General features: G+C 46.5%; 1 protein-coding gene. It reads left to right on the forward strand.

The features are described from left to right. The first annotated feature begins 128 nt into the window (after nt 1–128). Nucleotides 129–14,819, forward strand: coding sequence for a gliding motility-associated C-terminal domain-containing protein (locus R2R71_RS12795; RefSeq protein WP_316831662.1), 14,691 nt, complete (start codon nt 129–131; stop codon nt 14,817–14,819). Nucleotides 14,820–14,849 lie beyond the last annotated feature (30 nt).

A 14,849-nucleotide genomic window follows, 5' to 3' on the forward strand; every position in this document is an offset into this window, starting at 1 on the left:
GAATTAAAGGATAATCAGTGATTTTTGCGCGGTATCGGGAAATGGTCCCGAGTGCAGCTTTGCTCTAATCAAAGCAGCAATTGCCAAACAATTTCATCCCAATTCTTGAGTCTAACTTACGATCATTAATGAACAAACGTCTACTGATTTTCTTTATTGCGCAACTATTTATTTTCAATAAATTATTTGCCCAGTTTACCTTAAACGAAAATTTCAAAGGAAGCACTGCAAGCGGTATAGTACTTGGTGGTTCCCCTAGTGCATCGCTCACCTCTGGTGGTGTCGATGCCGTTAATCAGGGTTACCTCCGTCTTACCAAAGATGTTGGCGATCAGCGTGGTTATGCCTATATCGATAAGGCTTTCCCCTCAACACTTGGGGTATTGCTTGATTTTGAATACAAGACCTGGCATGCTAATGTGACAGATGGTGCCGATGGGATTGTTGTATTCCTTTTCGATGGAGCGGTTACTCAGACAGATTTTCGCTTGGGCGGATCTGGTGCAGGTCTTGGCTATGCACCACGTGGCGACCAGAGCCTTCAAGGTCTGAAGGGTGCGTATCTTGGTATCGGAATAGATGAATACGGAAACTTTTCTTCCAATTATGGGACAGTTGGAGGGGTGTCCGACCGTGCTGCTACGACAGTGAGTGGAGGACTTGCCCGCAGAATTAACAGTATTACCCTGCGGGGACGGGAGTCAGATGCTTACCGTTTACTCGCTACAACAAATCCGACTTCTTCGAGCCAGATTCAGTATACCACGCAGGTAGCTAGCAGACCAAATGACGCTACTTTCTATCGCCGTGTACAGGTGGAGATTAAGCCAAACGTAAGTGGGAAGTATGATATCATTGTGCGCTGGGCGACTGAACCTGGTGGAGTCCTGACACAGCAGTTTAGCTATTCGCTCGTAGACCAGTCCGGTATTAGCTATACCCCGCCGGCAACCTTAAAATTAGGATTTACTTCAGCCACTGGTGGTTCTTATAATAACCATGAAATCCGCAACCTTTCGGTAACCACACCAGGAAACATCCGGGTAGGGAAACGAGCAGATAAAGACGTGCTCCGAACGATTCCTGCAGGAAGCAACGCCAATCAGGTAACCTATACGATTGAAGTTGTAAATGATAACAGTGTTGCTTTAAACAATATTGACTTTAAAGATAAACTGACTGATGCCAATGGCAATATCATACCACTCAATGCTTTCAATATTAGTAGTGTGGCCAGTTCAGGTTTTCTCTCGGGTACCACTGTTGCAAAATCATCGACGAGCAATGAGATCTTGGGCAGTTTGAATATGGCAGCCGGCGCCACTGGAAAAGTAATCGTTACCGGAACACTCAGTGCAGTTCCCGCGGGTAATACCCTACGCAATACGGTCACTATCGATCCCACTGATATCACTGATTTAGACCCCGATAATAATACCGCGGTGGTCAATACACCAGTACTGGCAGAGGATGTGGATTTAACACTTACGAAAACCGTAAGCAATCCTTGTCTTTCTACAGCTGGAAATGATTTCACCTTAGTGGTATCCAATGTAGGCGCCGTGGCAACCACGGGCGCAAATAAAATTACCGTTACCAAAACTTATCCAACCAGTTATACCTTTACCGCACTCTCCAATCCAAACTGGACTTTAGGCAGCAGGGTAACTTCAGGTAGTAACTATGTTTATACTTATACCTATACAGGAGGAGTCCTTGCCTCTGGAGCCAGCACTTCTGCCATCAGCTACCGGATTACGGTACCCTCGGCAGTAAGTTCATATGTGGATGCTGCACAGGTGAATTACCTGAATGCATCGAACGCTAATATTGAAATTGCTGCCAACCAGAGCAATAATATCGCCAATAATACGATTGCCACTGTAGCTGCAAAGCCTACGGTTACGCCTCAGCTTACTTACTGTCTGGGCAGCACCGCATCGGCACTTAGCGCTAATCCAACGAGTGGAAATAGCCTTTTATGGTACAGGACAAAAGGCGGTGTATCCTCGGTGAATGCTCCAGTGCCAGTAACGACGACGGCTGGGAATACCACCTATTATGTGACCCAGACGAACGGGAGTTGCGAGAGCGATTATGCAGAAATTCTGGTTACCGTTCAAGCAGCAGTCAATGCTGGAAGCATTGCTAGCAGCCAGACGATATGCAACGGGTCCACACCAGCAGCACTCACTTCTCAGACTGCAGGTAGCGGTGGAACAAGTGGCGCGGTTAATGCTTACCGCTGGGAACAATCTGTTGATGGTGGCAGCACCTGGAACACGATTACAGGGGCTACAGCTACCACCTATGCGCCGGCAGCATTAAGTGCAACCACGCAATTTCGCAGAGTATACATCTCGACACTGAATGGGGTATCCTGCGAGGCCGCGACAGCAGCGGTAACCATAACCGTACAAGTAGTTACTGCTCCGGGAACAATTGGAGCAAACCAGACAATTTGCACAGGAACTGTCCCAGCTGCATTTAGTTCAGTTACTAATGGTACTGGCAGCACAGGCGCTACGATGAGCTACCGCTGGGAGAGTTCTACCAATGGAACTGCCTGGACAACGGTAAGCGGCGCTACAGCAGCTACTTATGCGCCTACGGCCGCTTTGAGTGTTACTACCCAATACCGCAGGATAGCGATTTCAACATTAAATAGTGTCGCCTGTAGTTCGGTAGCTTCAAATAGCATTACCGTTACGGTAAACCAGAACCCAAGCGTAGCAAACGCAGGGGCAGACATCGAACAGTTTAATTCTGGTACCTTCATTCTTCAGGCCAATGCCCCAGCTATTGGAACTGGCGCCTGGACAGTGAGCAGTGGCAGCGCAAGCATCGCTGATCCCACAGACCGAAATACTTCGGTTAGCATCGCTGAGAATACAAATGCTGTTTTACGCTGGACGATCACCAATGGTCCTTGTGCGGCCTCTTTCGATGAAGTGCAACTAACTTATACAAAAAGGGCTAACCTTGAGGTAAGCAAAACAGCAGATAAATTAAACCCGGTTGTTGGTGACAACATAAGCTTCACTTTAGCTGTTAAAAACAACGGACCTAGCAATGCCTCTGTGGTAAAACTGACAGATGTTTTGCCTGTTGGCTATACTTTTGTGAGCAGCTCATCGGCAAATTACAATCAGACAACCGGTGAATGGACAATCGGCCAGCTTAGTAATGGATCGGCACAGAGCCTGACCCTTGTTGCCCGCGTTAACGCCAATGCTACGGCAGCGCAGTATGTGAATACCGCAAGCGTATCAGGGGCAGAGAATGATCCGGATTTAACTAACAATACGGCCACCTTAAATACGATCGTACCGCTGCCTTCAGCAGATATCGAAATTGACAAGACAGCAACGCCAAAACCTGCCATTGCAGGTCAGGCTTTAAATTATACCATTACCTTAAAGAATAACGGTCCAAGTACATTAAAAACCACAGATGTATTTACTTTAACAGAAAACCTTCCTTCGGGATACTCCGCCAGTAGTTTTACGCCTTCTGCGGGTAGCTTTAATGCCGTAAATGGAAACTGGAGCGGCTTGACACTAGCAACAGGTCAACAAGCAACCCTTAGTATTGCCGGGACTGTTGCCGCCGCGGCAAGCGGAACGTTAAGCAATACGGTTTCAGTTGCGGTGCCAGTTAGTATTTCCGATCCGAATACGAGCAATAACAGTAAAACCGATAACACCCTGATCAGCCGCGTGCTTGACCTAGGAATCAGTAAAACTTCAACGCCAAAACCGGTTATTGCAGGAAATAGCTTAACCTACACGCTAACCTTAGCTAATAATGGTCCTTCGGCGCTGTTGGCCTCAGATATTATAAAAATCAATGAAAACCTGCCTGCAGGTTTCACAGCACTTACCTTTACGCCATCTACAGGTAGTTTCGATAAAACATCAGGAAATTGGACAGGCTTAACCCTTAGCCAGGGTCAGTCGGCAACACTTACCATTGCAGGTAATGTTGCTGCAAATACGACCGGTAGCCTGATCAATACAGTAAGCTTAACGCTACCGTCTGGCATAACAGATAATAATACAGCAAATAATACGGCGACAGAAACTACCGCTGTAAACAGACAGATTGATTTTGAAATTTCCAAGACCGCTACACCAAAGCCGGCCATTGCTGGGGAAAACCTAAGTTATGTCATTACGGTCGCCAATAAGGGCATCTCGTCAATGAATTTAACAGATGCGCTCAAAGTGAATGACGTGCTTCCTGCGGGCTTCATCGCTTCAAGTTATAATGCTGCTGCAGGTACATATGATGCAACAAGCGGGAACTGGAGCGGGCTGACTTTAAGCAGTGGACAACAGGTCAATTTAACCATCAGCGGAAAAGTAGCCCCGTCGGCTACAGGAATGCTAGTCAATACCGCAAGTCTTACTATTCCTGCAGGAATTAGCGACCCGATAAGCAGCAATAATCAGGCTACTGATAATACCTCGATTGTCGCTAAACCGGTACTTGTCATTACTAAATCTGGTGCATCAGGTTTAACAGCTGGCGCAGTAGTAAATTATAGTCTGAAAATTGTTAACACGGGAAGTAGCGATGCCATTAATGCAGCAATTAGCGATGCAGTACCATCATCAGTTGAGCAGGTAAGCTGGACAGCGAGTGCAGCAGGTAATGCAAGCATTACAAGTGGCGCTTCCGGAAGTGGCAATGCCGTACTTGTCCGGGCGAATATTCCTGCCGGAAACGCTAATAACTACATCAATGTAAATATCAGCGGAACGCTAAACCCAGGTGCAGCCGGAAGTGTCAATAATACCGCCGCGGTAAGCCCGACCGAGCCTCAGGGCTCCGGAAGTAATTCTTCGGTCAATTCAAATGTAACCAGTTCCTCAGGCATCTTTATTTCAAAAGCAGGGCCTTCATCGGCTGCTGCGGGAGATGCGGTAAGCTATAGGATCGAAATTGGTAACAATGGACCTAGTAACGCTACAGGGGTGCAGATTAGTGACCTGGTTCCCGCTGGACTAAGTAATGTGAGCTGGACATCCCAGTTGCAGGGAAATGCGGCCATCACTAGCGGCGCCTCCGGAAATACCAATAATGTAAGTACAGTTGCCAATATTCCTGCTGGGGTACAACATAAGGTTGTTCTGATCGTTTCAGGAACCATCATGCCAGATTATACAGGCGTGCTGACCAATACAGCAGTAGCAACGCCTCAGGAAGCAGGTAGTACGGCAGTTAGTGCACAGGCAGTAACAAATGTAAATAGTAAACCCAATTTTACGATTGTAAAAAGCGGACCGGCAACAGTAATTGCAGGTAATAGTATTAGTTATACCCTTAGCGTTAGAAACACCGGACCATCGAATAGTCTGAACACTTTGATCGAAGATAACGTTCCGGCCGGTATTAGTAATGTAAGCTGGACGAGCAGTATTATAGATGGCACGGCAAACATTATTTCCGGTGGAAGTGGCTCAGGAAATAATCTGGCTTTACGCGCAAATTTCAATGCCAACAGCACCATTCAAATCACCATAAGCGGAAAAGTAAATTCCTCAACGCTAGGTAATATCATCAATTCAGCGACCGTAACACCATCGGAAGCAGGCCTTATACCCATTAGCTCAAATGAGGTGAACACGACGGTTAACACCAAATCAGGTTTAACCATTGCAAAGAACGGTCCTTCTACAGTGGTTTCAGGCACAAATATGACCTATACCATAGAAGTAGCCAACACTGGACCTAGTGATGCCATAAATGCGCTCATCGCAGATTTAATTCCCGCACAGATTTTAAATCCAAGCTGGACGGGCGTTGCTACTGGTGGGGCCACGATAATCAGCGGGGCTAGTGGAAGTGGGAATAATTTGCAGGCTAGCGCTAATGTGCCAGCTGGCGCAAACAGTAAAGTGACGCTAAGCGTTACCGGTCAGGCAGATCCATCATATAATGGCAATGTAACCAATACAGCCAGCATAACAGCCAGTGAGCTAAACAGCGCTTCGCCACAATCTTCGGTAACTACAGCAATCAATAGGACGCCTGTGGTATCGATCACTAAAAATGGCCCATCTTCGCTCATCGCCGGAGCTGCTATTACCTATAGCATTGATGTTGTGAATGCGAGCACTGCTGATGCACAGAACCTGGAAATCAGCGACATCCTCCCAGCAGAAATTAGTGGAGTAAGCTGGACTGCGACCGCTTCAGGTGCAGCAGCTGTAACCGCTGGTGCTTCTGGAAGTGGAAACAACATTTCAATCACCGCCAATTTGCCAGCAGGTGCAGCAAATAAGATAACGCTTGCTATCAGCGGTAAGGTAAGTGCGGGATATAACGGAACATTAATCAATACCGCTACGGCCAGACCAGCTGAAAGCGGGACGGCTGCTAAAACTTCTTCAGTGAGTACAGCAGTAGCAAAGATTCCGGTGCTCCTTATCGAGAAAACTGGCCCTGCAACGATTAGTGCAGGACAAGCCATCAGCTACACCATCAAAGTTAAAAATACCTCGACGGCAAATGCTGACTTAGCCAGCATAAGTGATAATGTTCCCTCCTCAATACAAAATGTATCCTGGAGTGCTTCCGCTACAGGTTCAGCGAGCATAAATGGGGCAGCAAGTGGCAGCACCAATGCAATTAGTCTGACAGGAAATATCCCCGCAGGCTTAGGAAACGAAATTTCCCTTACTGTGAATGGAACAGTAGATCCTTCAGCAAACGCCAATATCATCAACTCAGCCACGGTTACCCCTTCAGAAACAGGAGCAGCCGCTAAAACTTCAAATACGATTACCACGCAGGTAAGTAAAGTGCCTACAGTTAGCTTAATTAAAACAGGCCCAACTACCGCTAAGGCAGGCGAGACCATTAGCTACGTAATCGAAGCGGTGAATGCCGGCCCATCTAATGCCGATAATCTCGTTATTTCTGATATTTTACCTGCCGCATTGACCAATGTAAGCTGGACGGCAACGCCTTCAGGTAGTTCCAGCGTCCTTAGCACATCGGGAACAGGAAATGTAAACTTAACCGGGAACTTAAATGTCGGCAATAACAATAAAATCCAACTAGTTATCACTGGAACTATCCCTGCTTCGCAGGGCAATACCACGATTTCAAATCTAGCCTCGGCTACCCCATCAGAAACAGGTGTAGCAGTAAGCTCGAATGAGATCAAAACTAGCATTACCAATAAGAGTAATATCTCGATTATCAAATCAGCACCGGTAACAGTTAATGCGGGAGAAACAGTAAACTATACCTTACTCGTTAAAAACGCAGGCCCTAGTAATGCACTTAATGCAACGATTTTGGACCAGGTTCCTGCAGCTATCCAGAACGTAAGCTGGACAGCCAGCACAAAGGGCGCAGCTGCCATAAGCTTTGGCGCTGGGGGAACAGGCAACACCATAAATATAAAAGCTGATCTACCTGCGGGAGATGCGAATAGTATCCTGGTAGAAATTTCTGGGACCCTGAGCCCTGCATTCACTGGCAGTACTTTAAGCAATACCGCATCGGTAATTCCATCAGAAAGTGGAAATCCTACGCTCAGCTCAAATATCGCCAATACTTCAGTGAGCAAACAGGCAGATTTGAGGATAGCTAAAACCGGCCCGTCTAACCTTTTTGCAGGAGAGCAGGCCAGCTACACCATCACGGTAGAAAATTTCGGGCCGGGTGATGTATCGGGAGCAGTGATCACAGATTTATTACCTACATCAATTCTAAATGCCAGCTGGACGGTTGCAACCCAAGGTACAGCGAGTACGAATGTAAGCAGTGGAACAGGTAACCTCAACCTCCTTGCTTCACTAAAAGCAGGCGGTAGCGATAAAGTGATTGTGAGCTTAACTGGAACAGTGGACCCTGCTTATTCAGCAGCGAGTATAACCAATACCGCAACTGCAACGCCACCTGTTGGCGTTAGCGATCCGACTGCCGCCAGCGCTTCGGTAAATACAGCGATAGCCCGTAAAGCTAACGTGAGGATCGTAAAATCAGGTCCTGCCAATGCGAAAGCCGGTGAGGAAATTGAATATACATTAAGGGTGAGCAATCAGGGATCTAGTACCGCCACTGGAACCAGTATCGTGGATAACCTGCCATCAGGTATTGTTTCAGGATCTGTCAGCTGGACAGCTACTGCATCTAATGGATCAGCGGTGAGCAGCGGCTCGGGAACAGGAAATGTAAACCTTACTGCAGATATCGCCCCATCAGGTGTCATCGAAGTTAAGCTAAAGGCACTGGTAAATGCAGCTTTGCTGGACGGAACTCCAATTGCTAATACAGCAACAGCGAGCGTTCAGGCAGGGATTACTGATCCTGAAGCTGCAAATAACACTTCTACTTTTAATACTGTAGTTGATAATGACCCGAATTTCACGATTGCGAAATCCGGTCCGGCGAATGCCAATGTCGGTGATGCGATTACCTACACGATATTAATCAAAAACACAGGTGCCGGTAATATTACCGATGCATTCATCGTGGATAATGTACCAAACGATGTGGAGGTAAGCAGCTGGACGGCCAGCGTTAATGGTGTTGCAGTGATCAAATCTGGTTCAGCCTCATCAGGAACAAGCAATAATATTTCGACTATTGGTGATATACCGGCCGGCAACAATAGTATACTCATCACCGTAAATGGTATTATCAAACAGACTGCAGGTTCATCATTTACCAATAAAGCCGAGGCAACTTCGGGAACGGTAAAAGAAAGTTCGGTTACAACAAGTGTCAACCGCTCCACCGATATCGCAGTGATCAAAGCAGGGCCTCAAACCCTTGCGGCGGGAGAGAACATCACTTATACGGTCCATGTTTATAATAATGGATCTGTAGATGTCGATGGCCTTGATATTGCAGATAATATCAATCCTTTGCTTACTGATGTAAGCTGGTCAGCTGCTGCTACAGGCAGTGCCAGCATCATCGGAAGTAGCAGCGGGCTGGGTAATACCATTCAGATTAGTGGTAATATTTCAGGAGGTTCAGCGAATTATATTACCCTTACCATAAATGGAAAGGTACCTGCTAATGCTTCACTTGGTACACTTTCCAATACGGCAACAGTGAGCCTGCCATCGGGCGTGAGTGATTATAATAGCGCCAATAACACCTCTACAGTTAGTACCCAGATTATCAGTAGCCCAACATTGGTGCTACAGAAAACGGGTCCTGCAACTGCAGCAGCGGGAACGCAACTGAGTTATAAAATCAAGGTGGCTAATACCGGTCCAAGTGATGCAAGCGGGGTGAATATTTCCGATGCGTTAAATGCAGCTTTAACAGGCGCTCAATGGACCGCTTCAAATGACGGCACGCTAGCCAGTATTATGGGTGTTAGCAGTGGTTCGGGTAATGTGGCCCTGAGTGCAAACATACCTGCGGGAGCTTATATCATAGCTGATGTGCTAGCAACGGTCAACCCTGATTTTGCAGGTACGATCACCAATACCGCTACAGCTAAAATTGGGACTGCACCTGTAGTATCTTCCCCTGAGGTAAGTACCCTGGTAAGCAAACAGACCAATTTAACAATAAGTAAATCTACTGCATCAACTTTGAGTGCAGGACAACCCATCGTCTATACGATTCAGATCGGAAATACTGGTCCTAGTAATGCAACAGGTGCGGTATTGACCGATAATATTCCAGCGGCTATACTTAATCCGGTATGGACCTCGGCAGTGAGTGGCGGGGCAGTAGTGACTGCAAATGCCACTGGAACTGGAAATACACTTTCACTTATAGGAGACATTCCTGTGGGTGGAAAAATTAATGTCACCATTAATGGTACGCTCGCTGCTAATGCAAGTGGAAATGTATCCAATTCAGCAACCATTACCCCGGCTGAACCTGGAAATCCGCCGATCGTGTCTTCACCGGCCCAAACTGCCGTAAAACAAACACCAAACCTGCTATTAACTAAATCAGCACCGAGTGTTTCTTCAGCAGGCAGTGCCATTACCTATGTCCTGGCCCTTCGTAATTCGGGTCCTTCAGATGCATTAGGTACCTTGCTAACAGACCTCGTACCTGCTAATGTTCAGCAGGTAAGCTGGACGAGTGTAGCCGCTAATGGCGCAAGTATCATCACTGGTGACAATGGAACGGGTAATAATTTATCTCTTAGTGCAAATATTCCATCAGGAGGTTTGGTAACGGTGAGTGTTAATGGAACTATAAATCCAGTCTTTGCAGGCACATTAACCAATACCGCCACCGCAACCGCCGCAGAACCAGGCATTGCACCGGTAAGCAGCGCGGTCTCGACAGCGGTAACGCCAGCTGTTGACATGGTAATTTCAAAAAGTGGTCCTTCAAATGTGGCCGCGGGTGCCACTATCAACTACCAGGTAGTGGTGAGCAATAATGGTCCAAGTACAGCTTTAAATGCGCTGATTACTGACCTTGTTCCTCCGCAAATCACCAATGTACAGTGGAATGCAACCGCTGAAGGTACAGCAAGTCTGCTTTCCGCTCAACAAGGGAGTGGTAATACGATCAGTGTGAACGCGAATATTCCAGCTACAGGAGCCAGCCGCATCATAATCAATATTAGTGGAACAGTTTCTGCTGCTTTCGATGGAAATATCAGTAATACGGCAAGCGTAACACCTGCAGAAACAGCAGTAGCATTACAATCTACCGCCGTTATCACCGCAGTAAGCAGGCAGCCAGTAATCAAGATAACAAAAGGCGGCCCAGCGATATTAAGGTCAGGTAATAAAATTAGCTACCTGATTAATGTGATAAATGAGGGTACAGGCGACGCAGTTAACCTTAATATTAACGATCCGGCACCTGTGGCACTTAACAATGTCAGCTGGAGCGTCGAAAACATCGGGGCTGCTACGAGCTCATCGGCAAATGGCATAGGCAATGTTTCCTTGACTGCCAGTATCCCTGCAGGCGCAGCTAATGGCATCAATATCTATGTGACCGGGGAGATACCGGCAGCATTTGATGGCAATATCATTAATACGGTAAGTGCATTACCTGCTGAGAGTGGCGCGCTAAGCGCAAGCTCGTCGGTTAGCACAAATGTTTACCGTTCATCATTAACGCTGGTTAAAACGGCCATGAGTACCGTTAGCAAAGCAGGGGATGTTATTGATTATCAGTTGGTGATAACCAATACAGGTAGCTCAGCGTTAACAAACCTTAGCATTGAGGACCCTGGCGCAGATATAGGAAGTATAATGCCTGCCCAGATTACATCCCTGGCGAGTGGGGCGAGCATTACCGCTACCGCTAAACATACCCTTAGCCAGGCAGATGTAGATAAAGGTAGCTTCAGCAATAGTGCTAAAGCGATAGCCAAAGCACCGGATGCATCTGAAGTAAGTGATATTTCCGGACTTAGCCAAGCCGACGACTTGCCAACAGTTGTTCAGATTACCCCTGCGCCTGGCGTACGCTTAGTCAAGACAGTTGCAGGAGCGGTTCCAAACCAGGCAGGCCAGACCATCAACTACAACCTGACCGTTAAAAATACAGGGAACATTACACTCAATAACCTGGTGATTACCGATGCGAATGCTGTCGTTTCAGGCAGTCCCGTAGACCAATTGGCACCAGGGGCAAGCGCCACCATTACCGCATCCCATATACTAAGCCAGTCAGATGTGGATGCCGGAAGTTATAGCAATACGGCCAGCGTTACCGCAAGTCCTGCAATTGGCCCTAACATCAGCGATAAATCAGGTACTGATGAGACCAATGATGAACCTACAGTGAGCGTTATCACTCCTGGTGGAGCGATGAGTTTGACTAAGGTAGCTAACAATGGCGCAAGTCAAGCTGGTGAGGTAATCAATTATACTATTGTAGTAAAAAATATAGGAAACCTTACCTTATCGAATATTACCGTAAATGATCCAGGGGCAGATCCAGGAAGTATCCTCCCTGCAAGCCTCGCTGTTTTGGCACCAAATGCCTCAGCTAGCTTCAGCGCTAAGCATACCCTTAGTCAGGCTGAAATAGATAAGGGAAGTTATAGTAATCAGGCGGCAGTGACTGCCCTTGATACCAAAGGTAATACAGTCGGAAACCCAAAATCTGATGATCCTAATACGCCGGTTGCTGATGATGCGACAGTAGTCGAAATTACGCCAAATGGTTCAATGAGTTTAACCAAGGTAGCAGCTAATACGGGCACTAAAGCTGGTGATATCATTAACTATGTGCTGGAGGTGAAAAATACAGGTAATGTGACTTTAAGCAATGTTATTGTAGCAGATCCTGGCGCAAACCCAGGATCAATCCTGCCGGCCATAATTAATACCTTAGCGCCAGGGGCGATTGCTTCAGTGAGTGCTAAACATACTTTGACGCAAGGCGAAGTGGATAGTGGAAGTTATAGTAATCAAGCTTCGGTTACTGCCAGCGATCCGAAAGTGGCAACGGTCACCAAATCTAAATCAGACAATCCTAATACAACGGCAGTGGATGATGCGACAGTAATTACAATTGCGGCAAACGGAAGCTTTAAGCTAACTAAAGTTGCCGATAACCAGGTAAGTCGAGCTGGAGAAATTATCCGCTATACCATTACCGTAGAAAATACGGGTAATGTGACTTTAACAAACATAAATATAACGGATGCTGGCGCTGATGCCGGATCTATTCTACCTGCAAGCGTAACGAGTCTCGCTCCTGGTGCTTCGGCCGTGGTGAAGGCTAGTCATACCTTAACTCAAACAGCGGTTGATAATGGTAGCTATAGCAATCAGGCTGCAGTTTCAGGTACTGATCCAAATGGGCTAAGCATTAGTAAAACAAAATCAGATGACCCGACTACGCCAGCTATCGACGATGCTACCGTAGTTGATATTCGTCCAGCTGGCGCTTTGAGCTTAAGTAAATCTGCAACGAATGCGGGTAATAAAGCAGGGGATGTGATCAACTATAGCCTGGTCGTTAAAAACACAGGAAACGTTAGCTTAAATAGTATCGTTGTTAGCGATGCGGGAGCCGACAGCGGCAGTATATCACCAGCAACTATTGCAGCCCTGGCCCCGGGAGCTAGTGCAACTGTTACAGCTAAGCATACGCTAAGCCAAGCGGAGGTTGATAATGGAAGCTATAGTAACCAGGCAGCTGTTCGTGCAAAAGATGCTAAAGCGAATATTGTCGCTAACCCTAAATCAGATGACCCTGGCACCGCCGCTATCGATGATCCAACGGTCAGTGTTATCGCTGCTAAGGGCTCGATGAGCCTGAGCAAAACGGCAAACAATACCGGGGTGAAAGCTGGAGATGTAATAAATTATACGATCCTAGTTACCAATACGGGCAATGTCACTTTAAGTAATGTTACTGTCCTGGATGCGGGAGCGGATACTGGAACGATACTTCCAGCAAGCTTGGCTTCGCTCTCACCTGGAGTTAATGCAACTGTTACAGCTAAACATACGCTAACACAAGCGGAGGTTGATAATGGAAGTTACAGTAATCAGGCTGCTGTCAATGCAAAAGATCCGCAGGGAACAGTTATCAGTAAATTAAAATCTGACGACCCCAATACGATTGCACCGGATGATGCTACAATTAGTCTGATCAACCCACAAGGCTCGGTAAGCCTTGTTAAAACAGGAACATTGAGCGCGGATGGAAACAGTATTAATTACAGCTTCACGGTAAAAAATACCGGAAATGTAACGCTTTCAGCTATAGTTATCACAGATGCTAAAATCGGATTAGCCAGAACACTTAACTTAACACTTCCTCCGGGTGCGACCGCAGTGGAAACTGTAGTCTATACCTTAAGCCAGGCTGAAAAAAATGCGGGTACGGTAAGCAATAGTGCTAGCGTGAGTGCAAGGATACCAAACCAGCAAAGCGTGAGCGATGTTTCGGGAACATTGGAGAGTAATGATACCCCAACGGTTACACTGATTCCGGAAAAAGGGGCTATATCACTCGTTAAGACTGCCTCATTTAGTGGAAATGTAATCACTTATACCTTCACAATTAAAAATGAAGGAAATGTAAGTCTTGGAGCGATAAACCTGACGGATACTAAACTGGGTATTAGCGCAAAGGCAATTTCGATAGCAGCAGGATTATTACCAGGCAGCTCAATCACACATACTGAAAGCTATACACTAACCCAGGCTGATAAAGATTTGGGTAGTGTAAGCAATACAGCCAGCATTCAGGCCAAAACGCCTTCTGGAGCAGCTGTTAGTGATGTATCGGGAACTGCTGGAAATAATAATTCGGCCACCGTCATAACTGTTCCAAAATCGCCTGTTGCCTTTGATGATCATGTCGATACCAGGGCTAATCAGCCGGTAATCATAGATGTACTGGCGAATGATGATCCAGGTAATTCAAGCCTTGATAAACTGACTGTTGAAATTGTTACCCAGCCGAAACACGGAACGGTCAGGGTTAATGCAGATGGTACCATTACTTATACACCGAATCCAGGGTATACTGGTAGCGATAGTTTCGCTTACCGTGTAAAAGATGCTTTTGGGTATTCTACTAATACTGCGCAAGCAAATATCAATTCGAATTTCTTTACGATTAAAGTCCCTAACCTGTTTACACCAAATGGTGACGGTATTAACGATACATGGGAAATCAGGGGCTTAAATCAATATCAGGAGAACGAGCTAACTATTGTTAACCGTTGGGGCAATGAGGTGTTCAGACAGCGTAATTACCAGAATACCTGGACAGGAGAAGGATTGAGTGAAGGTACTTACTACTACGCACTCCGCGTGAGAAGGGCCGGAAGCAACGAATTCGAAGTATTAAAAGGTTATATCACTTTAATCAGGGCATTTAAAAAATAGGAGTAATGAACCGGTGGCAAAGCCCACCGG

The organism is Pedobacter aquatilis, assembly GCF_032678405.1.
Lineage (GTDB): Bacteria > Bacteroidota > Bacteroidia > Sphingobacteriales > Sphingobacteriaceae > Pedobacter > Pedobacter aquatilis_A.

Coding starts and splice junctions, on each gene's coding strand:
- R2R71_RS12795 (WP_316831662.1), top strand. CDS start 129: ATGAACAAACGTCTACTGATTTTCTTTATTGCGCAACTATTTATTTTC.